This is a genomic window from Brucella cytisi (assembly GCF_038433355.1).
In the GTDB taxonomy this organism is placed as follows: Bacteria; Pseudomonadota; Alphaproteobacteria; order Rhizobiales; family Rhizobiaceae; genus Brucella; species Brucella cytisi.
On the sequence record NZ_JBCAUP010000025.1, the window covers coordinates 17674 to 42437 of the forward strand.

Consider the following 24764-nt stretch of genomic DNA (forward strand, 5'->3'; position numbering starts at 1 on the left):
CGCCAGGAGCATGCAGGTCTTTCTCGGCAACTATGGCTCCAGGGGCCTGGTTGTCGTTGATCCCGTGGATGAGCCCAATTTCCGGTATATCGAGCTTCCGTTCCGTCGCGTTGATTTCGTTCTGGATCCGGCCAATGCCCGCTTCGGCTATGTCCTCACCGAAGACGGAACACTGCACCAGATCGACGTGCTTGAGGGGAAGCTCACCAAAAGCTCAAAAGTCACGGAGCCCTATTCCATGGACGGTCACTGGAACGACCCGCGTCCGCGCATTGCTATGGCAGGTAACGAAGTTGTCATGAGCGATCCGAACGCAGGCGTTGTCCGCCGCATCTCCAAGGACGAACTGAAGGAAGTCGGCAAGATCGAAGTCGGTGGCAAGCCCTACAATATTGCGGTTGCCGGTGGCAGCGGCAAGGTTCACGAAGGCGAGGGGCACGACCACGATCATGCTGGCCACAATCACGCTCACAGCCATGGCGATCCAAAAATCTATGCCGGCTATTTCGAAGACAGTCAGGTCAAGGATCGCCCGCTCTCGGACTATGCAGGGGACTGGCAGTCCGTCTACCCTTATCTCAAGGATGGCACGCTGGAGCCGGTCTGGGAGCACAAGGCCGAAAAGGGCACCGCAAAAGTCGAGGACATTCGCGCCGAATACGAAGTCGGTTACAAGACCGATGTTGACCGCATCACCATCGAAGGCGACGTGGTGACCTTCTACGAAAAGGGTAAGCCGCTGGCCGGTCACTATGCCTATGACGGAAAGGAAATCCTGACCTACAAGAAGGGCAATCGCGGCGTCCGCTTTATCTTCAAGAAGACCAAAGGTGATGCGACAGCTCCACGATTCATTCAGTTCAGCGACCATGGCATCGCCCCGAACAAGGCCGACCACTATCATCTCTATTGGGGCAATGACCGCGCCGCCCTTCTGAACGAAGTGACCAACTGGCCGACCTACTATCCGTCTTCCATGGACGCGAAAGAGATCGTCAGCGAGATGAAAGCGCACTAAAACGATGATTGAAAAACGCGCCCGGCTCTTTGGCCGGGCGATATCTCAATAGGGTTTGCTCGAAACCGGGGCGAATTCCGTTGTCAGAGGTTAATGATGAGAGCAGCACCCAACACAGCCAGAGCCATGTCCGAACATTGGAATAAGCGGGCACATCGCTTCAACGGTGCAGCGTCGCACAAGCGTAACCATGACGATTGGAAGAGAGTGTTTTCAGCGACGCTCGGTGAGGATGCCCGGACCGCTGTCGATCTTGGCTGCGGCACGGGTGCCTGTGCGTTAGTGCTTGCCGAGCTCGGCCACCGGGTCACCGCAGTGGATGGTTCCGAAGGCATGCTGTCCTATGCGCGCCAGGATGCACAGGTCCGCGGGCTCACCGTGGATTTCGTGCATTCCTCGATGGACGATGCCGGGCTTTCTGACGAAAGCGCGGATATTGTTACCCTCCGAAATGTTCTCTGGACATTGGAGAGCCCGACAGATGCATTGGCTCTGGCCAAACGTATTCTTCGTCCGGGCGGACAGGTGTTCGTCTCGGATGGTTTGTGGTTTCTGCATCGGGAGAACGACAGTGCTGTGGAGTTCGGTCGGCCTCTCCCGTTCTTCAACGGCCTGACGGAAAGCGATGCCAGGTCTATGCTCAACGAGGTTGGGCTCCAGGATGTCCAGTCCTGGGGGCACCTTTTTCAGAACCATCCATATGGTGCTGTATATGATGATAGCACACGACAAATCGAATATTTCGTGCTGACAGCGACAAAGCCGTGCTGACACGGATCCAAAGCTTGTGTGGTAATCCCACGCCTGTATAGCTCAACAGTCGGTTCCCGTCAGGGACAAACAGGGAATTTGGGACCGAGCGATCCGTCAAACGAAACTGCCCCCCAACTGTAAGCGGCGAGTATTCTCTCATCGGCCACTGGCAATCCTCCCGCAATGGCAGATAAAGCGGAACCGGAATGCGTTCTCGCATGCGAACCATTCGCGCGTAGATTGAAAGTTGGTCGCGCCGGTGGGTTTGCGACGCAAGGCTCCGGGGAGGCGACCGTTCAGGAAGACATTGAAGGGCAATTGCGTCCGACGGCGAGCCATCAGAACAGGTCCTCTATGTGGGAAGATCGGGCCACCATCGATGCGTTTCAACGAACCCTGTCACAGGTGCAAATTTGCACATAGCCATCACCGTATGAATTGATTTTGATGTCCGCAAGATTGTTCGCGGAGATCAAAATTAAGGAGCGGTTCGATGTGCATTCTGGTTTATTCTATAACGATGGATCGCTGAGATGATCCATCCATCCTCGCAGTCCCGTCTCGTTCGAAAACTGGAAGAGGCGCTCGGTAAAGAGCTCTGTCTCGCGCTTGTCGACCCGACAGTCGTGGAGCTCATGGTCAATCCCGACGGACGGGTTTTTATCGAGCACCTTCGTGATGGAATCGTACCTTTCGGCGAGATGTCAGCGACCGCCACTGAAACCATTATCGGAAGCGTTGCGCACGCTTTAAACTCCGAAATCGATGCTGACAATCCAATAATATCCGGAGAATTGCCGATCGGCGGGCATCGTTTCGAAGGATTGCTGCCCCCTGTCGTTTTTGCGCCAGCGTTCACCATTCGTCGACGCGCTTCACGTCTGATCTCGCTGGATGAGTATGTGCAGAGCCAGATCATGACCTCAGCACAGCTTTCCATCATCCGCAAGGCGATCGCAACAAGACTTAATGTCGTCATATCAGGCGGAACCGGTTCGGGGAAGACAACCCTTGCCAATGCAATTCTGGCTGAAATTGTTTCGGATTTTCCAGACGAACGCCTGATAATCCTCGAAGACACCGCGGAAATCCAATGTTCCTGCGAAAACGCTATCTCGTTGCATACCAGCGACACTGTCGATATGGCGCGCTTGCTCAAAAGCACGATGCGACTGCGTCCTGATCGTATCATTGTTGGAGAAGTTCGTGACGGTGCAGCACTTACGCTCCTGAAAAGCTGGAACACCGGTCATCCAGGCGGCGTGACAACTATTCATTCCAATACGGCAATGTCCGCGCTTCGCCGCCTTGAACAACTGACAGCAGAAACAAGCCAGCGGCCTATGTGTGCGGTTATTGGTGAAGCCGTCGATCTCGTTATCTCGATAGAACGCACAAAGACTGGCCGCCGGGTCCGTGACGTCATCTCCGTCGATGGCCACGATGGGACTTCCTATCGAACGCAGCATTTTCCCCGGATAGAAGAGGATCGTCATGCAGCATAAGAAAATTTTTCGGCGGACTGTAACGGTTTTCTGTTTTCTGCTGATGTCCGGTTCTTCCGTAGCGCTGGCTTCGTCCGGTGGAGGAGGCTTGCCCTGGGAATCCCCTCTGCAAACCATCCAGCAGTCAATCACCGGACCGACAATGGGGTTCGTGGCCCTGGCAGCCGTTGCCGTCGCCGGTGCCATGCTGATTTTTGGCGGAGAACTGAACGATTTCGGACGCCGGGTCATCTACATAATCCTCGTCCTCGGTCTCATGCTCGGTTCCGCACAAATTGTTGCCCTGTTCGGTGCCACAGGTGCGTCCATTGCCGATAGTCAGAGCATTCTGTCCGAAATGACGGTTTCGAGTTATCTGCCCGGTCACAAGGTGAGGGAGGGGGCTGATGTCTGACATTGCTTCAGGACTTGCCCATTCGCGAATTCACCGTGCCTTGTCGCGCCCCAGTCTTCTATTGGGTGCAGACCGTGAACTCGTCCTCCTTACCGGCCTTGTATCGGCGATACTGATTTTTGTCGTTTTGACATGGTACGCAGTGATTTCCGGTATTGTGCTGTGGCTGTTTATAGTGGCCGCACTACGTGCAATGGCGAATGCCGATCCTCTCATGCGTCGGGTCTACCTGCGGCACATCTCCTACAGGGCTGCCTATCGCGCTACCTCGACACCCTGGCTACGTTATTGAGGGTTCGACATGGTGGCTCTCAAACAATTTCGGCATAGTGCTCCGTCTTTCACTGACCTCGTCCCCTATGCGGCAATCGTCGATAACGGCATCATGCTTCTCAAAGACGGGAGTCTGATGGCAGGCTGGTATTTTGCCGGACCTGATAGTGAAAGTTCCACCGCGGTCGAACGCAACGAGATCTCGCGCCAGATCAACGCAATCCTGTCACGTCTGGGATCAGGCTGGATGATCCAGGTCGAAGCCATACGCATTCCGACTACGGATTATCCCGCGGAGGATTCCTGTCATTTCCCCGATGTTGTTACCCGGGCGATCGACGCGGAGCGGCGCAAACATTTCGAGCGCGAAAGCGGCCATTTTGAAAGCCGTCATGCGCTTATCCTCACCTGGCGTCCACCCGAGCCAAAACGTACCGGTCTCACTCGCTATATCTATTCCGACACCGCCAGCCGCTCGGCCAGATTCGCTGATATAGCCCTGGAGAATTTTAGTAACTCAATCAGGGAGTTCGAACAATATCTTGCCAATGTAGTTTCAATTCAGCGCATGAAGACACGGGAAACCGAGCTAAAAAACGGTTGCCGTCTCGCACGTTACGACGAACTCTTCCAGTTTATTCGCTTTTGCATCACCGGTGAGAACAATCCCGTTCAACTACCGGAAATCCCTATGTATCTCGACTGGCTCGTCACCGTCGAATTACAACATGGTCTTACTCCCGTCGTTGACAATCGCTTCCTTGGCGTGGTCGCGATTGACGGAATGCCCGCCGAGAGTTTTCCAGGTATTTTAAATGCACTCGATCAGATGCCACTGACCTATCGATGGTCATCGCGCTTCATCTTTCTGGATGCCGAGGAAGCACGGGCAAAACTGGAACGCACACGAAAGAAATGGCAGCAGAAAGTCCGCCCGTTTCTCGATCAGATATTCCAGACCGGGAGCCGCTCGCTCGATCAGGACGCCATGACCATGGTGACCGAGACCGAAGACGCGATCGCAGAAGCGTCTTCGCAACTGGTAGCCTACGGTTATTATACGCCTGTCATCGTCGTCTTTGATACGGACCGCTCGCGTTTACAGGAAAAATGCGAGGCGGTGCGCCGTCTTGTTCAGGCAGAAGGCTTTGGTGCGCGGATCGAAAATCTTAATGCGACCGACGCTTTTATCGGAAGCCTGCCTGGTGTTTCCTACGCCAATATACGTGAGCCACTGATCAACACTCGCAATCTTGCGGATCTGATGCCCCTCAACTCCGTCTGGTCAGGCAGTCCGGTCGCACCTTGTCCATACTATCCACCGGTTTCAGCGCCTCTCATGCAAGTCGCCAGCGGATCGACACCCTTCCGTTTGAACCTTCACGTAGATGATGTCGGGCATACCCTTATCTTCGGGCCGACCGGATCAGGCAAGTCAACGCTTCTGGCACTGATCGCCGCGCAGTTTCGCCGTTATCATGGCGGGCAGGTTTTTGCCTTCGACAAGGGACGCTCCATGCTGCCTTTGACACTTGCCGTTAAAGGCCAGCACTATGACATCGGCGGCGGTGATAATGACGGTTCGTCATTGTCTTTTTGCCCCCTGTCCAACCTTTCCACTGATGTCGATAGGGCCTGGGCATCGGAATGGATCGAGGCTCTTGTCATGCTTCAAGGCGTGACGATAACACCTGATTATCGCAATGCAATTTCTCGCCAGCTCTCTCTCATGGCGCAGTCACGCGGGCGGTCTCTCTCGGATTTTGTAAGCGGTGTGCAGATGCGAGCGCTTAAGGATGCACTCCATCATTACACTGTTGATGGCCCCATGGGGCAATTGCTCGATGCAGAAGAAGACGGTTTGTCGCTTGCTGCCTTTCAGTGCTTTGAAATCGAGGAGCTGATGAATATGGGCGAGCGCAATCTCGTTCCCGTCCTTACCTATCTTTTCCGCCGCATTGAACAGCGGCTTACAGGCGAGCCAAGCCTGATTATTCTCGATGAAGCATGGCTGATGCTGGGACATCCCACCTTCCAGGATAAAATCCGTGAATGGCTAAAGGTTTTGAGGAAAGCAAACTGCGCTGTCGTGCTCGCAACGCAATCGATCTCCGACGCGGAGCGATCCGGTATCATCGATGTCCTGAAAGAAAGCTGCCCTACTAAAATCTGTCTGCCAAACGGTGCAGCCCGCGAACCTGGAACACGCGAATTCTATCAAAGGATCGGTTTCAACGAACGTCAGATTGAAATTGTCGCAACGGCGCTCCCAAAACGTGAATACTACGTTTCCTCGCCGGACGGGCGCCGCCTCTTCGATATGGCGCTCGGTCCCGTCGCTTTGTCCTTTGTTGGCGCTTCGGGCAAGGAAGACCTCAAACACGTGCGCTCGCTTTACGAAAAGTTCGGGGCTGCATGGCCTGTCCATTGGCTCAGGCAAAGGGGGATCGCTTATGCGGACAAGATTCTGGGCTGCGGCTGACGCGCCACAAGGAATGCTGGTCATCTGGGCATTGCTAATGCTTCTCATCCCAACAGCTGGAAATGCCGGTGGTGTGACCGGGCAGGCAACCGAATGGACCCAGCTTGCTAACAATGCCGAACTGGTGAGCCTCGTTGGTCAATCGGCAGAACAGGTCAACAATCAGATCAGGCAAATCTCTCAGTTGGCCGAGCAAATCCAGAACCAGATGAGTATCTATCAAAATATGCTGCAGAACACCGCGCAACTGCCCGTGCATATCTGGGGTCAGGTCGAAGATGACCTGAAGCGCCTGCAAAGCATTGCCGGGAAAGGGCAGGGAGTAGCCTTTTCCATGGGCAATATCGATGATGTACTCAAACAGCGATTTCAGAGTTTCTCACAGCTTCGAACCAATTTGCCAGACGGCCAAAGCTTTTCGTCCTCTTACCAGAACTGGTCCGATACCAATCGCGACACAATAGCCAACACACTGCGAGCCGCTAGTCTCACGGCCCGACAATTTGCCAGCGAAGAAGCGACCATCGCTACACTGCGCTCCATGTCAGAGACCAGCGATGGCCAGATGAAGGCACTTCAGATCGGACACCAGATTGCAACGCAGGAAGTCGCTCAATTGCAAAAGCTGCGCGGACTGGTTTCACAGCAGATGGTCATGATGGGAACCTGGTATCGGTCTGAGCAAACGCAAAGGGATCTTGCCCAGGCTCGCCGTGAAAAATTCTTCAATGCACCATTGCGCGGTTTTCGCGGTGGCCAACCCATGCAACCACGGTGGTAAACATGCAAAAAACGTCGTTCATCACCGGATTGATCATCGGAATAGCAACAGTTTTCGCAAGCTTTCTGGTTCTGGAAAGAACAACTGCATCGCGGGCTTCGTTGAATTGTTCGCAAACTTCCGTCGAAGAGCGTCGCAAGCGCCGGGAACGCTTTTTCAATGCCAATCCAGACCACGATTTTCGCAGTGGCCAGAAGATGAAACCGAGATGGTGATCGTTATGCCACGTCGTGTTTTCGAATTGCTGGTCGTCACGAGCTGGATCCTGTTGTGGACGAGTATGTCATCTCTCGCACAGCAAGGCACGGTCCTGACATCGTTCGAGAACTCCGTTTCCGCCGCCACCAAAGACTGGGAGGACACGGTTCTCAATGCCGCGCGATCGTTGTTCTGGATTCTGGCGGGGATCGAGGTCGGTATTGCAGCCATATGGCTGGCAATCAGCGCTACCTCGATCGACGGCTGGTTTGCCGAGCTCGTGCGCCGCATCATGTTTATTGGTTTCTTTGCATTTGTGCTTGATCGCGGTCCCGTACTTGCCAGGGCAATCGTTGACAGTCTCTTTCAGATCGGCGCCGGCAACGGGTCGCCTTCACCGGCCGATATTTTTGATGCTGGCGTCCATGTCGCTTCGCAGATGTCAATGCAGGCAAAATTCGGGCTCTGGGAAGATAACGCTCTGGCATTCGCCGTCGTTCTCTCAATGGTCGTCGTCGTCATCTCGTTTAGCCTGGTCGCTGCAATTTTTCTGTCGGTACTGATCGAGATGTATATCGGCCTGCTTGCAGGCATGATCATGCTCGGGCTTGGCGGCTCCTCATTCACTAAGGATTTTGCAATACGTTATCTCGTCTACGCCTTCTCCGTCGGCATGAAAATCATGGCACTTGTCATGATTGCCAGGATTGGCTCGGAGATACTGCTTGGCCTTGTCGATGCACCCAGGGCGGATACGGACGACTACATCGTCACTCTCGCTATCGCCGGAATTTCTGTCGTTGTGTTTATTGTTGCAATGTATGTGCCGCCCATCATCCAGGGCGTCGTACAAGGCGTATCGGTCTCAAGCGGCATGGAATCAATCCGTCACGGTTCGCAAGCTGGCACTTTTGCTGCCGGGGGTGCATTCCTTGGTGCGGGCGCTGCTGCGAAAGGAACAAGGACTGCAACCGCTGCCCGGGCGGGAGGCGCGTCCGTCGGTGGTGCCGCCTTGCGGGGAATGGCATCCGGACTGGGCAGTGCAGGGTGGGCTGCAGGCTCTGCTGCAAAGGAAAAAGCGATTGCAGCGCCTGGCGCCTATGCAGGATCATTGCTTGGACTGGCTAACGCCAAACTCGACCGCTCCCGTAAATACGGGAATTCTGGCCGGGCATCCTCGCCGCCTCCACCCCCTTTGAACGATAACAGCTAGAACGAGGCGGAACGCTTATGGCCGGATCTAACCCGCCTGATAACCCTTATCTTGCTGCCCGTAACGAGTGGAACGAGCGTTACGGGTCCTATATCAAGGCCGCTTCATCGTGGCGTATTGTCGGTATTACAGGCATGGCGATGGCAGTAATAGGCTTCACCTATGCACTTTATCAAAGCGGGCAGGTCAAGCTCGTTCCCTATATCGTCGAAGTCGATAAGCTGGGAACAACAGTTGCGGTGGGGTTTCCCCAGCAGCTTGAATATGCCGATCCCCGCGTTGTTCGTGCAACGCTTGGCAGTTTCATCACCAGTTTTCGCAGTGTAACGCCTGATGCAGTCGTACAGAAACAGTATATCGACCGGACTTACGCGCTATTGCGCACATCTGATCCCGCGACCGAGAAAATCAACGCTTCGTTTCGGGCCAGTTCACCGTTCGAGAAAGCGAAAGATGCGACAGTCGCCATTGAGGTGAACAACATCGTGGCGATCTCCAGCCAGTCATATCAGATCGACTGGACCGAATTTGAACGCGACCGGAAGGGCAAGGAACGCGCTGTCCGTCGGTTTCGTGGTGTCGCTACGGTGACGCTGACGCCGCCGCAGGATGAAGCCATGATCCGTCTCAATCCGATAGGGCTTTATCTGCGCGACTTTGATTGGACGGCTCAACTGTAAAGGCTGGAAAGGCAAACGGTTTTGAAGAAAAAATCTCATGGCATTGCATTCTTGCTCACAATTGTTGGATCCGCTTTCGTTATACCGTCAGGTGTCCTGGCTGCTGACGGCATATCGCCGAAAGAAGAAAAAGCGCTTGGATTGTCTGGGCAATGGCGTGAAAACCAGGGACTGGTAACTCATGGGACAGACGGAAAGACAGTCTTTCTTTACGGTGAGAGCCAACCTTCTGTGGTTTGCTCTCCACTGCAGGTTTGCGATATCGAGTTACAAGCCGGTGAAGTCGTGCGCGACGTCCTGGTCGGAGATACCGTACGCTGGAAGGTTGAGCCTGCTACCTCCGGAGAGGCCGGTACCCAGTCGGTACACATCATTGTCAAGCCGGCAGAATCGCAACTGAAAACCTCAATGGTTGTCACAACGTCCCGGCGTACCTATCACATTCAGCTGAAATCACATCAAAGCCAGTATATGGCTCGCGTCGGTTTTGACTATCCGGAAGACGTCTCAGCCAGATTTGCAGAGATTACTCAAAGGATGGAAGCGAGCACCATCCCTGGTGCAGGCGTGCCTGCCGAACAATTGAGTTTCGCCTATTCAGTGTCCGGTCGTGCCCGATGGCGGCCAACACGCGTCTATTCCGATGGTCAGAAGACCTACATTCAGTTCCCGAAAACGCTGTCAGGCCAGGATGCGCCCGTGCTCTTCGTGGTGGCCGGCGGACAAAACCGGATCGTCAATTACCGCATGAAAAACAATATGATGATCGTCGACTATAATGTAGATCGTGCGGTGCTCGTATCAGGTGTAGGATGGCGGCAGGAAAAAATCTCGATCCGACGGGGAGGCCAATCATGAACTTCTCGTGGCCTTCGATCCGTCGTCAGATCGCGCTGTTCAGTGCAATGGCCGGTATTTTGTCCGGATGTCAGACGAATAAAGCTGACAGCTTCATGGCAAGCAGTCTTGCTGATGACATTTCCGTTGCAGCGGCGGAAGGCATTGCCAACGATCTGGTGGCCCATCTCGCCCAACAGGTCGGACCAGGAACGGGGACTGTGCTTCTCAGGCAGGACGGATCTGTATTCGGGAAGGCTTTCGATACAGCGCTCAAAAACCGGGGATATGCAGTGGTCACAAATCAGAAGTGGGATGCGAAGGAGCGCGTGATTCCAATCGCTTATGTCGTTATTCCCTTTGAGGGACAACTCCTGGCCCGGTTGAGAAGCGACAAAGTGGAACTCGGTCGCGCCTATATGATTACTCAATCCGGCGCACAACCTGCAAACCCGCTTTCCATCATGCGTCAGGGATAAGGTTGTTTCGACATGGTCCAATCGCTGCAACTTGGTGGAAATCCAGAGCAAAAGACCGCCGCGCAAATCCGTCGCGTCAACCGTCTTCCGCTATTCATTGGAATCGGCGTTGTGTTCGCATTGGTCGCTATCATTTATCTTGGCCTTATGTCACGGGGTGTACTCTTCCCGCATGATGAAGGGCCTGGCCATACGGCAGGAAACCCGGCATCCGATTTTGCCGAACAGATAAAAGGCGGCGTATCCAATGCAATTATTGGAGAACCGCGACAACAGGTATTTCAACCAACGCCGGATCAAACGCCGCCCCGGCCTGATGACAATCCGTTCGCGCCTGAAGCAGCAACGAAAAGTGCAAATCCTGCTGAACAGAACCTCGAGCCGGAGTCCGTCTGGCGCGCCAGACTGAAACGAGAAAATCAGGAACAATATATTCGCGAACGGCAAAGCCAGAGAATGGCCAGATTGCAGGCGAATGGCGCTGCCTATGATGCACCGATAGCCATCAATAATCGAAAGTTCGGCAAGAATGGAGTGGAAGCGAAAGGTCAAGGCCAGATGCGGGAGATTGTGTCGGAACAGACCGGGATGGCGGGCAATCCGCGTGCGGATATTTATGCCGCAGCGCTCAAGGCTGGGCTGGCCGGATCCAGTGCAGATCCGAACGGGCAGCGAAACAAAGAGGAATTTTTTAATCGGGATCTGAAAGAGCAGGGCTATCTTGCAAAACGTGTGGTGTCGCAGCTTTCGCCCTATGAACTCAAAAGAGGCTCGGTTATTCCAGCAACACTCATCAGCGCCTTGAATTCAGATCTGCCAGGCCGCATTTCAGCACAGGTAAGCCAGAATGTTTTCGATAGCGCTACCGGTCATCACCTTCTCGTTCCTCAAGGAACGAAGCTGTTTGGCCGTTACGATAGCAAGGTTTCATTCGGGCAAAGTCGCGTGCTTGTGATCTGGACAGACCTTGTCTTCCCTGACGGATCTACAATTCAGATCGACGGGATGCCCGGAACGGATGAAGAAGGCTACGGCGGCTTCAAGGATAAAGTAAATAATCACTATCTGAAGACATTCGGGTCAGCGGGTTTGATAGCTCTGATAGGGACGGGTATAGATATGGCTATTCCACAGGATCACAATGCGAACGGTTCCCAGACTTCATCTCAGGATGCTGCGCGTAGAAGTTTTGCCGACACATTTGGCCGTCTCGCTGACAAAACGGTTCGAAACAATATGGAGGTCCAGCCGACACTGGAGGTTCGTCCCGGGTACAAATTCAATGTTATTGTTGATAGAGACATTGTATTTCCGGGAGAATTTAAAACTTAGACGAAGCTTTTTCAAAAAGTCGTGAGCTTGTAAAAGAATTCCAGGAAGTTGTTATATTGCTGAGTAAGCACCGTAGCTCCGTATTAATTATGCATTCAGATTGTGATTACTGTCAAACAGTTTTGTTGATGTTTCGAGGAGGGTCGGTGGTGACAAGCTGGGTGGAAAAACTCGTTGACGTAACTGGTTATATCCGGGATGCCGGCTCTCTTCGGGCCAGCCTTGAAATAGTAACAAAAGACAGCGGATTTGATGGTTTTGCATATTACTTTTCACATCAAAACCGTGACATTACGATATCCAACTATCATCAGGAGTGGCAATCCCGATATATCGAACGCCGTCTCGTCAGGTCGGATCCTGTTGTCCGGCGCGCTAAACTGTTACGCCGCGCGTTCTCCTGGGATGCAGAAGAAGATAGATCCCTTTGGAACCGGGACGAACGCCTATTGTTCAAAGAGGCAGCAGAATTCGATATTCGATCGGGTATCACTGTTCCTGTTAAAACAGCCAATGGCGGCACATCACTGTTCACACTTGTTTCAAAGAGGCCCCGATCTGCAGAAAACCGAATAGTAGACGAAGTCGCCGCCGCTGCGAGTGTCGGTCAACTACATGCGACTATTGCTTGTATCGACATGCAACCTTCCAATGAAGAAAGTGTACGTCTTGATCCGAAGGCGGCAATATACTTGCGCTGGATCGCACACGGTTTGTCATGGAGCCGCGTGGCGAGTATAGAGGGTACAACTTACGACAGTGTGCGGTCCAGCCTGGTCAGCGCAAAAAAGAAACTGGATTGTGCCACAACGACCCAACTCGTTGCCACGGCTATAAGGCGACACTTGATCTGACTCCTAATTCACGTCCGGAACATATCCCAGGACTCCCAACAATGTTGTCAGGCCGGACATATGTGTGTGCATATCAATTGCCGATTTTATATACTCGACATATTCCGGATTGTCGGTTGTCTGACCTGATCTGCATTCTTCTGGCAGCGACTGGAAAAGCGCATCGGATTTGTTTACAAGATCACGGTGGTGCCGGATCGCGTCGATAACAATATTTTCCAGTGTGGCGAGCCGTAAATCCTGCGTCAGTCCGATCAATGGCCGGATTACCGTAGCAAGGTCAGTGTCGTTTTCCGATCTCATCTTTGTGCGTTTCTCTCATGGAGCCTTTGCAGGTGCCGGGGGTTTGAAGGTTGGAATAGTTTGAGGCGCAATTGATAGTTATTGGTTCCCTCGTGAGCATTGCGTCGCGGTGCCCGTAAGCCAATTGCATTGATCCAGCGCATCTGGTCCCCGATGGCCGTCGGGACGATTAACGACCGAACGTAACACAGAAAATGTCAGCTGTGTGCACCTTCAATGAAAAAGCCGGATCGCATTACGGTACCCTTTACCGTTGGGCAATCCGCGGGCACGGTTGCCGAATTCTCCAATGTCTGGGTTGCACCTTGGAGAAGTGTGAATACCTATGATCCAGTTTAAAACCTACTATGATGCAGCGAGTTGAGTGTTCATTAAACCTGGTAATTTTGCCAGATAGCGACGTGCAACGCTTTTTGCCCTTCTTGTCGAACAGCTATCGAGAGGGGACATCATGAAAGTGTTGACGGTGCACGACCGGGAAAGGCATGCCGACCTTTTCGAACAGATGTTTCGCGGACGCGCTGAAGTCTTTCATGATCGCCTTCAATGGCCTGTGATCGTGCGCAACGGTCTTGAAGTCGATTATTATGATGAAGCGTGTGAACCGTCCTATTTGCTTGACCTCGACGATGAGGGCCATCTTCACGGTTCGCTGCGATTGCTTCCGACTACGTCTACGACGATGATCCGAAGAGAATTTTTGCATTTGTTTGAAGAATACGTCGACTTTGTGGACCCCCATATATGGGAATGTACCAAATTCTGCGTGCATGCAGGGGACAGCACTACTTCCACCCGTTTGTTGATAGGACTTCACAGGCTTTGCGAGCAATGCGGTATCGAGCGCATTGTAGGCCTTTATGAGCTTCCAATGGAACGGGTTTATGCCCGTATCGGATGGAATCCCCGACGTTTGGCAACAGCGAAGTCGGGTGCAGAGACACTCGGTGTTGGTATCTGGACTGCTGACGCATCGTCTCTGTCTCGTATGGAAGAGAACCTCGCCAGACGCTGCTACGGGAATATTAATCAATCGCCTCTGTTTTAATATTTTCAGATGCACTCGCGGACCTTCGCTTTGCACAGCGGGAAAGCCATGAAAACTCGACGGGAATTCACACTCCCTGCGTTCCAGTATGATGTATTGGAGAACGATAAAGACCCACTGGACGCTTGCGGAGACGATGTAGCGGAGCGGCAAGATCTTCAATCGGTTGGCACTCGCTCTTTGCCTTCATTGCGCGTGATTGCAGTGGCAGCACCAGACCGGATCGAAGGACGGAAAGAAGAAAGAGCACTTAATAGTCGAGATCCTGCGAGCCTCTTCAATGCCTGCAGAATAGCAGCGTCACGCGCCTTTTCAGGGCGAGGGCCGTGGGGCGAAAGTAATTGGGCGAAAGGTGGCAGGATCGGGATACGCAGAAATTTCCTGCTCATGTACTCGCTCGATGATATGCCCGAATTCGTCCGTTTGATAAAACGCGAAAAACCGAATGTTATTTTGCTCGGCGCAATGTCTCTTTGCATGCCTGGAGCAATTGAATGCGCGCGGGTCGCGCGGCAGATACTGGGCCGACAAGTCCTCATTGTTCTGGGTGGTCGTCATCCCAATGAAACGATTTACCTCTGGAACAAAAAGGCTCGTCAAACGACCGACGTATTGCACCACGCTGGATCTCCAGCCAGATTGATGCGCGAAAACCGAATTCCCCCTCTATTCGACGCGGTTATTTCCGGCGAAGCAGAGTATCTGATTGCCGAACTCGGAGAGGTTTTGGCATCCGGTACGATATGGGACCTGGAGAATCTATTTCAGCGCATCTCTCCCCATATTCCGGGTAACTGGATCGTCTCGCTACCCATAGGCCCCGATATTGTAAGTGCGGGTGTGGTCATAAATCCTAACGATTTGCCCCCTCTGGCTCCACTTTACGGAGTTTCCACATCGTTCGATGTGTTCGGCAATAGAATGACTGCGCACGTGTTTAGTGATACCGGCGCGGGCTGCGTTTACGATTGTGATTTCTGTAGCGAGCGCAGTAGCGTAACGGGGAGGCTTGCTGACGTTAATGGTGCGCCACAGCGATTGTACAGGCAAATGGCGGAAGCGGTTCGGGTTATCAAGGAAGACCATCCGGGTCGAGGCGCCAGTGCATTCATCGAGGATTCGGTTCTGTTGGGTGGTAGTCCTCGCGCATTCGACGAGTTTTGCGATCTACTTGACGAGAAGCCTCTTGCGCTTCAATTCGGCGCCCAATTGACCATCGACCTGATATTGCGGCGGGAAGATCAGCTTCGGCGTCTTGCAACTGCCGGACTTCGGTATCTTTTTATAGGTCTCGAAACGTTCGATCCCAACGAGATTGGTGGTATGAGTAAGAATATTGGCGCAAGGACGGGCAGTTGGCATGTGCGCTTTTGCCAGGCACTCGATATACTTTCTCGCAATGAAATTGCTTGCGGCTGTGCTTTGCTTTTTGGACTGGGAGAGAAACACTATAGCCGGATTGCACTGTTGGACACTCTCATAGACGAGAAGCAAAAGAGGGGATCCCCGGTTGTATTGAGTGCAAACTGGGCCGTGCAGCACCCGCTACAGGACAGCACCACTGAGCGGGTTTACGATTACACTGAATGGGGCACTCCTCCGGGGGGCCATCTATCCCTTTTTCATCATTTTGGCGAAGCTTCACTCAAATATTGTATGTCTGAACAGGCGAAGCCGAAATTGGAGCACCTTCGCGAAATTGTAAATAAAATGACGGAATTTGAAGCCATCTAATAAGACTGACAAGTAATCACGAATTGGTGACCACTCTTCAACACCAATTCCGCACCCTGTATACTCAACAAAATTTTGGCAAATCAAATGAGTGCATTCCGCAATTGCACGCTGTCAGGGGTTGGCTTTAGAAAGTGTCGTTTTTCCCGCGCAATCTCAACGCCTGCCGATTGGAAGGTAGGAAGTGATCCCACTTGAAAATGCCCTTGATGAGCTATCGAGGATCGAGACCTTCACGGCTCTGGAAACATTCGTGATCGAGTTGAGAGCAGCTTATCAAGTGGCGAACATCGTATTGCACGTCATGTCTTCGCCTGTGACCAAAACAAGACATCCTGTCGTGATCGCAACTTATGAGAAAAACTGGGTGGAGCGGTACATCGAACAGGACTATTTTAGCATCGACCCAGTCGTTCGGGTTGGAGCGAAGAGCTTCTTGCCACTCGATTGGCTGGATATTGACCGGTCAAATGAGCGAATGCGCCGATTGTTTAAGGAAGCTGAATCTTACGGTGTCGGGACACAGGGTGTCACCTTGTCGATAAATGGACCAGGACGAGGCAAATCTCTGGCTACGCTAACGTCTTATGAACCCCAACATACGTGGTCACGGCGACGAACGCGCTTATTGAGTGATTTTCATATACTATCACATTTCCTCTTTGACCGCAGCCTGGCCCTTGCAGGGTTTGGTTTGCAGCAACGATCAAAACTGTCGCCACGTGAACATCAGTGTCTTGAGCTCCTGGCACGAGGTTCCGTACCGAAGAAAATAGCCTACGAACTTGATTTGTCGATCAAGACAGTGCGTCTGTATCTGACCACGGCAAAATTGAAGCTGAGTGCGCCGAATATAAATGCCGCAATTGCACTGGCAGTCCGAGATGAAATCATACTGGTATAACATGTTGCACTCGCCAGACTAATCCTCACATTTGTGCGAATAAAGTGTTCATCCCTGTGTACGTATTTTCGCGAACAACTCCGGCGTAAAGGTGAACTGCGGCGCAGACTCAGCCCTTGCAACCCGGTCGCTCCTCACGCCCAGACTATCAGTGGCAACCGTACTGCGGCGTTTCACGTCGAATATGGCCTAAGCATCGGTCAGGAGCGGGATCGATCACCGGTAAATCAGTCGTACAAGCATCCGCCGCAGAGTACTAGTCTTTCGGCAAGACCTTCGACTTCACCAGATCTTGCCAGCCCGAACCCGCGCGCGCTGTCAACATATTCTTGCGAATGCTGATCATATACGTCTGCATGGCGGTGTTTGCTGGCTGCTGATTCCGGTTACTTGATTGATGCTCAATAATGCCCGCCGTCCGAGCCCTTTTTGTTTGATTGACTTTGCACGGCCATCACGTCCTCGATGAGGCATGTCTGATCGAAGAACGGCTTGGCCTCGATCATGATCCCGCAACGTCGTCCTCAACTTTCTTCCCCTGCCGGAGCCCACCCCGTTCGCAAGGTCGAACAGGGCCCCGGGCGTCCGTCATTCCTCGCTTGAACAAGAAAGTTTCGTACGCCGTCCTCCACTTTGTTTCGGCCCGATGGGTGCGGTCTGATCGTCTCCGATCTTATCGACAGCCATCGAGGTCGCGATGGTCGCGGTCCCGTTTAACCTGAAAGGATCTCTGAAATGGCTATTATCGGCAGCTTCTCCACCAACGGAAACCTCATCAGCGGCGCAGTCCGCACCCTGACTGTCTCAATGAAAGCACGCCTCTTGCCGATCGAACGTACATCGCGTGGCGCTCCCGATTTCCGGGTGATGGCTGGCATGGCCGAAGTGGGCGCCGCCTGGAGCTCTATCTCAAACGATGGCGAGCACTACATCTCCGTCAAGCTTGATGATCCCAGCTTCAATGCTCCGATCAACGCCGCTTTGTGGCCCAGTGAAACGGAGGGTGATTACGACCTCGTCTGGAACCGTACGAAACGTGATAAATAACTGCCAGGCCCCGTCGCAAGGCGGGGCCTTCTACGCTGCAAGACCACGCATGCAACGTGGTCCTCAGACGTTTCATAGACCGCGCATTGTTATCATCACGCTGCTTTTCCAAACTCCAGTTATTCTCAGGTACTTCCATCAAAGTAGCTTGCTCAGTCGGATGGAAGCGTTCCGTTAATAACGGAACGCGTCATCTCATCGCGGCGGAACCATATAGCTCTTCCGCACCGCAGAGGCGGGTTTCCAGCAGTGAAGACAATCTGTTCGTCACTTCGCATTCCCATAACCTCATACGGCAGAATTAAGGGTCGGCGATTGAGTTGTTTCGAGCGCGATCTTGATGATCCAGAAGACTGGCTTGTACGGCTTGTCTGATCGACCTCGATCGTGGTGTCGCCGCACCGTCTGGAAATATAATCGGCAGTCTCCGGATCGTTGATCGCAGCAAAAGAAATCCACGACGCAGATTCAAACCATTTCGAACTCGCATCACGGCCGCCATAAGTCTCGCGCATTTGTCCGATCGACTGGAACATCAAAACGAGACTGATGCCGTATTTGCGTCCGGCATCCCGCGCAGTTTCAAGGATACGTAGATATCCCAGCCTCGCCACTTCATCGAGCAGAAAAAGTGTGGGCTGACTGGCATTACGTTTACGATTATAAAGCGAGTTGAGGAATGAGCCTATAACGACACGCGCTAGCCCCGGATGTGTTTCAAGTACCTTCAGGTCGAGCGCTATGAAGACGTCGGTTTGACCGTTCGCCAGCTCATCAGTGCAAAAGCTGTGACCGGAAACCAGAGATGCATAGTTGTTGTAGGACAACCAGTGCGTCTCCTTTACCGCGTTTGCATAAACACCGCTAAATGTTTCCGGCGTCATGTTAACAAATGCGGCGACGTTCTCTTTGACGAAATCAGATTGGGACCTGGCGTGTATCTGTGCAAGTCGTTCGCGAAGCTTTGGCTCAGGCTCGGACAGATTGGCACGTACCTGCCGCAACGTCTGGTTCTTCTTTTCTGTTTGACCGGAAAGGCAAACGTCTGCGATCAAGGCTACTAAAAGCTGCATGGCTGAGGCACGAAAAAAATCGTCACGCGCAGACGTGCCACGTGCATTATCGGTCACTATCCATGTTGCAACAGCGACGATATCCTCTTCCTTCGTGCTGCCGAAACGACCGATCCAGTCCAGTGCGTTGAAGCCGATGGTCGAAGTGGCAGGATTTAACGTGATCACCCGCCGTCCCGCCTTGCGTCTGTGATTGATAACCATCGGGGCTACTTCATTTGATGGGTCGAGTACTACAAGACTGCCGCTCCATTTAAGTGAGGTAGGTATGGTCACTGACGTTGTCTTGAACCCTCCAGAGCCTGCGAAAACCAATCCATGCGACGAGCCGAATGAGCCGTCGAAACACAGGAGCGGGCTTTTGCCGCCCGCACCCCAGGTCTTGGGTGTGCGGGGGCGGAATGCGTCGGCAGCGAATCCGTCCAGGTCAACGCGATAACGCTCGCCGATCACCACTCCGCCGCTGGCTGGTAACAGCTTTGCCGCTTCGGTCATCCTCATCCATCTGGCCTCTCCGTAGATGGCCCGCTTGCCGTGCGTGCGCCGCGGTGCAGGCTTTGCAAAGGCAGCATTGCCCTTGACCGCAACGCGCAATGCAAAGCAGCCAGAGATAAGTGTAGTCATTGCACCTGCCATTGTGGGAAGATCGAGGTATGACAGAACAGACTGGTCCGTTGGGACCCGATTGGCGATGCTGGAAAGCCGGACAATCTCACGCAGCACTGCGATTAAAATGACCGCGAGGCTTCCGCAAGCCACGCTTCCCCCGACTGTCCTGATATTGTTGTCGCCCTTGAGAACAAGTAACGAAATCACCCCAACACCAGCAGCAAACACATAGGGAAGAGCAAGCCCGACGCGACCAAAAAGCAATTGCGTGTGGATTGTCTTTCCCATAGCTGACAGCCATTGTTCGATGCCCGTGAGCATAATCGTTATCGCAATCATGAACGCTATAGGAAAGATGGCGAGAAGCAGCTTACCAGGTGCCATCATCAAGGACCTTTTGCCCGATCGTCATAAGTCTCGAACGTTCCAAAGCGTTGACATCGATCCGGTTTTTGGCATCAACCAGCAACCCGATCAGAACGATCCGCTTCTCATAACCCAAGCCGGCTTGAACGATCAGCCCACCTAGTTCAATTTTCTCTCTCGCGTCTTGTCTTCGGGCATAAGTCGATTTCATTCGGGCCATTCGCTCAAGCCTCGCCAGCTTCGCCCGCAGCCTGGCCAGTGGAGATCGTAGAAACCTTGTCGCTGGCGACTTTGCTGTCGGTGCCGTTTTTCCTTCCCAACGCGGCGTCTGGCCTTTTGCGAAACCGCACGGCGATTTCCTCGAGCGCAGCCTGTAGCGCGGCCTCGTCGACCTTGATCTCGCCAAAGCCAGCTTTGAGCGCGACCCGGCCTATGCGTTCGGCCTCGCGTGTTTCCGCCCGCCTCAGTTGGTCCTGCAAACGAGCTATTTCTTCTTTGATCTTCGATGAGGGCTTCTTCATATGGGGCATCCATTTTTTGTTGTTTAGCTGCGTATTCGCAGCACCAAACCTCTCCCGAATGATCATTCTTTGGAATGTGCAAATCTGCATATCGGCAAGAAAGACGCTTTGCGAGATCATCTTGCCGTTCTCAGGGACGGGAGCCAAGGGCGCAATTATACGTCGCTAGTGCGACGCGTTCTGTCGCTTTCCTCTCCCGGCGAACGAGGTTCAAATCGGGAGCAGTCGTCACCATGGCCATCGCGCATTTCTCCGTCAGCATCGTCGCCCGCGGCTCGGGCCGCAGCGTCGTGCTGTCGGCGGCGTACCGCCACTGTGCGAAGATGGATTACGAGCGCGAGGCCCGCACGATTGACTATTCCCGCAAGCTGGGACTCGTGCACGAGGAGTTCCTGCTTCCGGTAAATGCCCCGATATGGGCGCGTACGCTGATCGCCGACCGGTCAATCGCCGGCGCGTCCGAGGCCTTCTGGAACCGGGTCGAGGCCTTCGAGAAACGCTCCGACGCGCAACTTGCCAAGGACCTGACAATCGCGCTGCCGGTGGAGCTGACATCCGAGCAGAACGTCGCGCTCGTGCGTGACTTCGTCGGTAAGCACATCCTGCCGAAGGGCATGGTTGCCGACTGGGTTTATCACGACAATCCGGGCAATCCGCACATCCATCTGATGACCACGCTACGCGCGCTGACCGAAGACGGTTTCGGGGCGAAGAAAGTTGCGGTGATCGGCGATGACGGCCAACCTCTCCGGACCAGGGCTGGCAAGATCGTCTATGAGCTTTGGGCTGGAGGAGCGGAAGATTTCAACGCGCTACGCGACGGCTGGTTCGAACGTCAGAACCACCATCTGGCGTTGAGCGGTATCGATCTTCGGGTCGACGGACGCTCCTACGATAAGCAGGGGATCGATCTTGTCCCGACCATCCATCTCGGCGTCGGCGCCAAGGCGATGGAACGCAAAGCCGAGCTTGTCGAAGAACAGGGTGCGATCCGCTTCCTAAAGCTCGAACGCAGTGCGCTGCAGGCGGAACGCCGCAAGGAAAACAGGGCTCGCATCGTACGCGATCCCGCACTCGTCCTCGACCTCATCACCCGCGAGAAAAGCGTCTTCGATGAACGCGATGTCGCGAGGGTCCTTCACCGTTACATCGACGATACCACGCTGTTCCAGAACCTGATGGCGCGCATCCTGCAGAACCCGCACGTCCTGCGGCTGGAGCGTGAAGGTATCTCGCTTGCGACCGGCATCCGTGAGCCTGCGAAATACGCAAAGCGTGAACTTATCGTACTCGAGGCGGAGATGGCAAAGCAGGCGGTCTGGCTGTCGCGCCGGACCTGCCATGGCGTCCGGACGAAGATCCTTGACGCAACTTTCGCGGGACACGGGCGCCTGTCCGACGAACAGCGTTCGGCGATCGAGCATGTCACCGGCGATGAGCGCATTGCTGCTGTGGTCGGTCGCGCCGGTGCGGGAAAGACCACTATGATGAAAGCGACGCGCGAAGCTTGGGAAGAGGCCGGCTATCGCGTCGTTGGTGGCGCGCTCGCCGGCAAGGCGGCAGAGGGCCTGGAGACGGAGGCAGGCATAGTCTCGCGCACGCTTGCCTCCTGGGAACTGCTCTGGAAGGATGGCCGCGGTCAACTCGATAACAAAACGGTTTTCGTTCTCGACGAGGCCGGCATGGTATCGTCGCGTCAGATGGCGCTCTTCGTCAATGCAGCCACGACATCCGGCGCCAAGCTCGTCCTCGTTGGCGATCCCGATCAGCTACAGCCAATTGAGGCGGGAGCGGCCTTCCGCGCCATCACCGATCGCATCGGATATGCGGAACTTGGAACGATCTATCGCCAGCGTAAAGAGTGGATGCGGCGTGCCTCGATCGATCTTTCGCGCGGCCGGATCGGCGCGACACTCGCCGCTTTTGATGCCGCCGGCATGGTGCGAATGGAATGGACCCGTGAGGAGGCCGCCCTTGCGCTGATCGAGGACTGGAACCGCGACTATGATCCGACCAGGAGTTCGCTCATCCTCGCACACCGTCGCGCCGATGTTCGGGCTCTGAACGAGCTGGCGCGAGAGAAGCTCGTTGAGCGCGGCATTGTCGATGCTGGCCACTTGTTCCGCACCGAGGATGGCGCACGCCGCTTCTCCGCCGGCGATCGGATCGTATTTCTCAAGAATGAGGGATCGCTCGGCGTCAAGAACGGCGTCCTGGGCACTGTCATCGAGGCGATCCCCGACCGGATGGTTGTCGAGATCGGAGAGGGCGACGAGTGCCGCAAGGTCTCGATAGAGCAGCGCTTCTACGCCAACATCGATCACGGCTACGCGACGACCGTGCACAAGTCGCAAGGCGCGACCGTCGATGATATCAGGGTGCTCGCTTCGCAAACCATGGATCGCCATCTGACCTATGTGGCGCTGACGCGTCATCGCGACGCGGCGCGACTTTATGTCGGCCTGAACGAGCTTATGAGCCACGGCGGCGTGCTCGTCGATCATGGCGCCGCACCTTACCAGAATGACCCGAAAAACGGCGACAGCTATTTCGTAACGCTGGAGACTGGCGCAGGACAACAGCACACGATCTGGGGCGTCGACCTCAAGCGGGCGATCAGCGCCGCCGGCAGCGCGATCGGCGATCGCATCGGGATCAATCACAACGGTTCGGAGACCGTGCGGCTTCCCGACGGCAAGCAGGTTAAGCGCCATAGCTGGAAAGTCGTCGACATCAAGGCGATCGCGCTCGCCCGTCTCTCCGAGCGTCTGTCGCGGGACGGATCAAAAGAAACGACGCTCGACTACGAGAAGGCGTCGTCCTATCGCGCCGCCCTCCGCTTCGCCCAGATCCGCGGCCTTCATCTTATGAAAGTGGCCCGCACGATCGTCCGCGATCGTGTGGAATGGAAGGTCAGGCAGAAGCAACTGCTTGCCGATCTGCAGGCGCGTCTGATCGCCGTTGGAGCGAAACTCGGCCTCGCGGCGCGTGCGCAGCAGCAATCAATTTTCAACAGTACCAAGGAGACCAGACCCATGGTCGCGGGCATCACCATATTCCCGAAATCCCTCGAGCAGGCAGTCGAGGACAAGCTAGTTTCCGATCCGGCACTGAAGCAGCAATGGGACGAGGTCTCGACGCGCTTTTGTCTCGTTTATGCCGATCCGGAAGCCGCGTTCAGGGCCGTCAATGTCGATGCCATGCTGAAGGACCCGGGCTTCGCACAATCGGCTTCCATGAAGCTAGCCAACGAACCTGAATCCTTTGGGGCGCTGAAGGGTAAGACGGGGCTGCTGGCGAGCCGTACCGACAAGCAGGATCGCAATACGGCTGAGCTCAATGCGCCAGCACTCGCTCGTGACCTTACTCGCTATCTTGAGATACGCGAAAGCGCCACCCAGCGGCTTGTGGCGGAAGAGAGAGCGAAACGTTATCGCGTCTCGATCGATATTCCGGCGCTGTCACCGTTGGCACGGGCTGCACTCGAGCGGGTGCGCGACGCGATCGACTGCAACGACCTGTCGGCGAGTCTCGAATACGTGCTTGCCGACAAAATGGTGAAGGTCGAACTGGACGGCTTCAATAAGGCTATTGCTGAACGGTTCGGCGAACGCAGCCTGCTCACTAATGCCGCTCGCGGACCTTCCGGCAAGCCGTTCGAAAAACTTGCTCGGGAACTCGCACCTGAGGAAAGGGAGCGCCTCGCGGAGGCTTGGCCGATCTTGCGTGCAGCCCAGCAACTCGCCGCGCACGAACGCACGGCCGTGACGCTCAAGCAGGTTGAGGACCTGCGGCTCTCGCAAAGCCAGACGCCGGGTTTGAAGAAATGAGGGGACGGTACATTGTCTTGTCCGTTGTGAGCCTGGTGGCGATCCTGTCCGGTGTGGCGGCCATCGCCTTCACCGGCGGGTTCCGTTTGAACCTGACGCCGAGCGAGCCGCTTGGAATTTGGCGCATCGAGGCACTCTATCGGGCCGCTGCCCGCGGCGACCTGGTGTTCATCTGCCCGCCGATGACGGCCTCGTTCGAGGAGGCGCGCCGTCGCGGATATCTGCGGTGGGGCCCATGTCCCGGCGGTGTGGCGCCCCTTATCAAGACCGTCGCCGCGCTTCCTGGTCAGCGTGTTGAGATTGGTAAGATCGTCGTCATCGATGGCGTGGAACTCCCCGGCTCCGAGCTTCGGCCAATCGACGGCGAGGGCAGGACGATCCGACCCTATGCCGGTGGCGTCGTGCCGACCGGTCATGTCTATCTCCACTCTATCTATGCGAGCTCCTATGACTCCCGATATTTTGGACCAGTCCCGGACAGCGGGCTGCTCGGTCTCGGCTTGCCTGTTCTTGTCTTCGATCCTTGACAA

24 protein-coding genes are annotated in these 24764 nt (G+C 54.6%); 20 read left to right on the plus strand and 4 right to left on the minus strand.

The annotated features are described in order from the left end of the window. Positions 1-331 precede the first annotated feature (331 nt). The 14 genes from AAE521_RS20555 (at position 332) to traR (ending at position 12799) form a co-directional block, all read left to right on the plus strand. On the plus strand, positions 332-1018 hold the full coding sequence (locus AAE521_RS20555) for a ZinT family metal-binding protein (RefSeq protein WP_374865218.1): 687 nt from the start codon (positions 332-334) through the stop codon (positions 1016-1018). Positions 1019-1114: 96 nt separating this feature from the next. Further along, a complete protein-coding gene (locus AAE521_RS20560; protein WP_342062273.1) occupies positions 1115-1789 on the plus strand; it encodes a class I SAM-dependent methyltransferase in 675 nt (224 codons plus the stop codon). 515 nt (positions 1790-2304) lie between these two features. Then, positions 2305-3276: a P-type conjugative transfer ATPase TrbB gene (gene trbB, locus AAE521_RS20565; RefSeq protein WP_342062274.1), complete on the plus strand. Its 972-nt coding sequence runs from the start codon at positions 2305-2307 to the stop codon at positions 3274-3276. A 43-nt stretch (positions 3277-3319) separates the two neighbouring features. Then, positions 3320-3670 carry a TrbC/VirB2 family protein gene (locus AAE521_RS20570; RefSeq protein ID WP_342062324.1) on the plus strand — a complete coding sequence of 117 codons (351 nt, stop codon included), beginning with the start codon at positions 3320-3322 and terminating at the stop codon, positions 3668-3670. Next, positions 3663-3962, plus strand: coding sequence for a conjugal transfer protein TrbD (locus AAE521_RS20575; protein WP_342062275.1), 300 nt, complete (start codon positions 3663-3665; stop codon positions 3960-3962). Before AAE521_RS20570 ends, AAE521_RS20575 begins: the two co-directional genes overlap by 8 nt. 9 nt (positions 3963-3971) lie before the next feature. Next, positions 3972-6425 (plus strand): conjugal transfer protein TrbE, encoded by a 2454-nt coding sequence (locus AAE521_RS20580; RefSeq protein ID WP_342062276.1) that lies wholly within the window; start codon positions 3972-3974, stop codon positions 6423-6425. 13 nt (positions 6426-6438) lie between these two features. Continuing rightward, on the plus strand, positions 6439-7206 hold the full coding sequence (gene trbJ, locus AAE521_RS20585; RefSeq protein ID WP_342062325.1) for a P-type conjugative transfer protein TrbJ: 768 nt from the start codon (positions 6439-6441) through the stop codon (positions 7204-7206). Positions 7207-7208: 2 nt separating this feature from the next. Then, complete coding sequence (trbK, locus tag AAE521_RS20590; RefSeq protein ID WP_342062277.1) at positions 7209-7421, plus strand: entry exclusion protein TrbK; 213 nt, start codon at positions 7209-7211, stop codon at positions 7419-7421. Further along, positions 7415-8617, plus strand: a complete 1203-nt coding sequence (gene trbL, locus AAE521_RS20595) for a P-type conjugative transfer protein TrbL (protein ID WP_342062278.1) — start codon at positions 7415-7417, stop codon at positions 8615-8617. Before trbK ends, trbL begins: the two co-directional genes overlap by 7 nt. Positions 8618-8634: 17 nt before the next feature. Then, the gene (locus AAE521_RS20600; protein ID WP_342062279.1) at positions 8635-9297 is read left to right on the plus strand and encodes a conjugal transfer protein TrbF; all 663 of its coding nucleotides are present in this window, start codon (positions 8635-8637) and stop codon (positions 9295-9297) included. 42 nt (positions 9298-9339) lie between these two features. Then, positions 9340-10155, plus strand: a complete 816-nt coding sequence (trbG, locus tag AAE521_RS20605) for a P-type conjugative transfer protein TrbG (RefSeq protein WP_342062326.1) — start codon at positions 9340-9342, stop codon at positions 10153-10155. Further along, on the plus strand, positions 10152-10613 hold the full coding sequence (gene trbH, locus AAE521_RS20610) for a conjugal transfer protein TrbH (RefSeq protein ID WP_342062280.1): 462 nt from the start codon (positions 10152-10154) through the stop codon (positions 10611-10613). Before trbG ends, trbH begins: the two co-directional genes overlap by 4 nt. A gap of 12 nt (positions 10614-10625) precedes the next feature. Further along, positions 10626-11945 (plus strand): IncP-type conjugal transfer protein TrbI, encoded by a 1320-nt coding sequence (trbI, locus tag AAE521_RS20615; protein WP_342062281.1) that lies wholly within the window; start codon positions 10626-10628, stop codon positions 11943-11945. Positions 11946-12094: 149 nt separating this feature from the next. Beyond that, positions 12095-12799, plus strand: a complete 705-nt coding sequence (gene traR / locus AAE521_RS20620) for an autoinducer-binding transcriptional regulator TraR (protein WP_167375514.1) — start codon at positions 12095-12097, stop codon at positions 12797-12799. A gap of 3 nt (positions 12800-12802) precedes the next feature. On the opposite strand, the gene AAE521_RS20625 is transcribed toward traR, so the two are convergent. After that, entirely contained in the window at positions 12803-13102 is a 300-nt protein-coding gene (locus tag AAE521_RS20625; protein WP_071631004.1) for a transcriptional repressor TraM, read from the minus strand. A gap of 451 nt (positions 13103-13553) precedes the next feature. Here AAE521_RS20625 and AAE521_RS20630 point away from each other — a divergent pair, with 451 nt between their 5' ends. The 4 genes from AAE521_RS20630 to AAE521_RS20645 all read left to right on the plus strand — a co-directional run bounded on the left by AAE521_RS20630 (position 13554) and on the right by AAE521_RS20645 (position 17835). Then, positions 13554-14150: an acyl-homoserine-lactone synthase gene (locus AAE521_RS20630; RefSeq protein ID WP_342062282.1), complete on the plus strand. Its 597-nt coding sequence runs from the start codon at positions 13554-13556 to the stop codon at positions 14148-14150. A gap of 48 nt (positions 14151-14198) precedes the next feature. Continuing rightward, a complete protein-coding gene (locus tag AAE521_RS20635; protein ID WP_342062283.1) occupies positions 14199-15884 on the plus strand; it encodes a B12-binding domain/radical SAM domain-containing protein in 1686 nt (561 codons plus the stop codon). Positions 15885-16068: 184 nt separating this feature from the next. Beyond that, on the plus strand, positions 16069-16788 hold the full coding sequence (locus AAE521_RS20640; protein ID WP_342062284.1) for a helix-turn-helix transcriptional regulator: 720 nt from the start codon (positions 16069-16071) through the stop codon (positions 16786-16788). 735 nt (positions 16789-17523) lie between these two features. After that, positions 17524-17835: a DUF736 domain-containing protein gene (locus AAE521_RS20645; RefSeq protein ID WP_342062285.1), complete on the plus strand. Its 312-nt coding sequence runs from the start codon at positions 17524-17526 to the stop codon at positions 17833-17835. Between the two features lie 152 nt (positions 17836-17987). On the opposite strand, the gene traG is transcribed toward AAE521_RS20645, so the two are convergent. Genes traG through traC form a run of 3 tightly spaced genes read right to left on the minus strand, consistent with a single transcriptional unit; the run spans position 17988 to position 20404 of the window. Next, the gene (gene traG, locus AAE521_RS20650; protein WP_342062327.1) at positions 17988-19901 is read right to left on the minus strand and encodes a Ti-type conjugative transfer system protein TraG; all 1914 of its coding nucleotides are present in this window, start codon (positions 19899-19901) and stop codon (positions 17988-17990) included. Next, on the minus strand, positions 19888-20094 hold the full coding sequence (traD, locus tag AAE521_RS20655) for a conjugal transfer protein TraD (RefSeq protein WP_374865087.1): 207 nt from the start codon (positions 20092-20094) through the stop codon (positions 19888-19890). Before traD ends, traG begins: the two co-directional genes overlap by 14 nt. A 13-nt stretch (positions 20095-20107) precedes the next feature. Then, positions 20108-20404: a conjugal transfer protein TraC gene (traC, locus tag AAE521_RS20660; RefSeq protein ID WP_342062287.1), complete on the minus strand. Its 297-nt coding sequence runs from the start codon at positions 20402-20404 to the stop codon at positions 20108-20110. Between the two features lie 233 nt (positions 20405-20637). Here traC and traA point away from each other — a divergent pair, with 233 nt between their 5' ends. Both traA and traF read left to right on the plus strand, forming a co-directional pair. Continuing rightward, positions 20638-24234 carry a Ti-type conjugative transfer relaxase TraA gene (gene traA, locus AAE521_RS20665; RefSeq protein WP_342062288.1) on the plus strand — a complete coding sequence of 1199 codons (3597 nt, stop codon included), beginning with the start codon at positions 20638-20640 and terminating at the stop codon, positions 24232-24234. Further along, positions 24231-24761, plus strand: coding sequence for a conjugative transfer signal peptidase TraF (gene traF / locus AAE521_RS20670; protein WP_342062289.1), 531 nt, complete (start codon positions 24231-24233; stop codon positions 24759-24761). Before traA ends, traF begins: the two co-directional genes overlap by 4 nt. Positions 24762-24764: the final 3 nt, after the last annotated feature.

Bases quoted from the DNA above. Each gene is read 5' to 3' on its own strand.
- AAE521_RS20580 (WP_342062276.1), top strand. From the start codon at position 3,972: ATGGTGGCTCTCAAACAATTTCGGCATAGTGCTCCGTCTTTCACTGAC.
- AAE521_RS20645 (WP_342062285.1), top strand. From the start codon at position 17,524: ATGGCTATTATCGGCAGCTTCTCCACCAACGGAAACCTCATCAGCGGC.
- trbB (WP_342062274.1), top strand. From the start codon at position 2,305: ATGATCCATCCATCCTCGCAGTCCCGTCTCGTTCGAAAACTGGAAGAG.
- traG (WP_342062327.1), bottom strand. From the start codon at position 19,901: ATGGCACCTGGTAAGCTGCTTCTCGCCATCTTTCCTATAGCGTTCATG.
- trbK (WP_342062277.1), top strand. From the start codon at position 7,209: ATGCAAAAAACGTCGTTCATCACCGGATTGATCATCGGAATAGCAACA.
- trbL (WP_342062278.1), top strand. From the start codon at position 7,415: ATGGTGATCGTTATGCCACGTCGTGTTTTCGAATTGCTGGTCGTCACG.
- traA (WP_342062288.1), top strand. From the start codon at position 20,638: ATGGCCATCGCGCATTTCTCCGTCAGCATCGTCGCCCGCGGCTCGGGC.
- AAE521_RS20630 (WP_342062282.1), top strand. From the start codon at position 13,554: ATGAAAGTGTTGACGGTGCACGACCGGGAAAGGCATGCCGACCTTTTC.
- AAE521_RS20600 (WP_342062279.1), top strand. From the start codon at position 8,635: ATGGCCGGATCTAACCCGCCTGATAACCCTTATCTTGCTGCCCGTAAC.
- trbJ (WP_342062325.1), top strand. From the start codon at position 6,439: ATGCTGGTCATCTGGGCATTGCTAATGCTTCTCATCCCAACAGCTGGA.
- AAE521_RS20570 (WP_342062324.1), top strand. From the start codon at position 3,320: ATGTCCGGTTCTTCCGTAGCGCTGGCTTCGTCCGGTGGAGGAGGCTTG.
- AAE521_RS20575 (WP_342062275.1), top strand. From the start codon at position 3,663: ATGTCTGACATTGCTTCAGGACTTGCCCATTCGCGAATTCACCGTGCC.
- trbI (WP_342062281.1), top strand. From the start codon at position 10,626: ATGGTCCAATCGCTGCAACTTGGTGGAAATCCAGAGCAAAAGACCGCC.
- trbH (WP_342062280.1), top strand. From the start codon at position 10,152: ATGAACTTCTCGTGGCCTTCGATCCGTCGTCAGATCGCGCTGTTCAGT.
- traC (WP_342062287.1), bottom strand. From the start codon at position 20,404: ATGAAGAAGCCCTCATCGAAGATCAAAGAAGAAATAGCTCGTTTGCAG.
- traD (WP_374865087.1), bottom strand. From the start codon at position 20,094: ATGAAATCGACTTATGCCCGAAGACAAGACGCGAGAGAGAAAATTGAA.
- traF (WP_342062289.1), top strand. From the start codon at position 24,231: ATGAGGGGACGGTACATTGTCTTGTCCGTTGTGAGCCTGGTGGCGATC.
- AAE521_RS20635 (WP_342062283.1), top strand. From the start codon at position 14,199: ATGAAAACTCGACGGGAATTCACACTCCCTGCGTTCCAGTATGATGTA.
- AAE521_RS20560 (WP_342062273.1), top strand. From the start codon at position 1,115: ATGAGAGCAGCACCCAACACAGCCAGAGCCATGTCCGAACATTGGAAT.
- AAE521_RS20625 (WP_071631004.1), bottom strand. From the start codon at position 13,102: ATGAGATCGGAAAACGACACTGACCTTGCTACGGTAATCCGGCCATTG.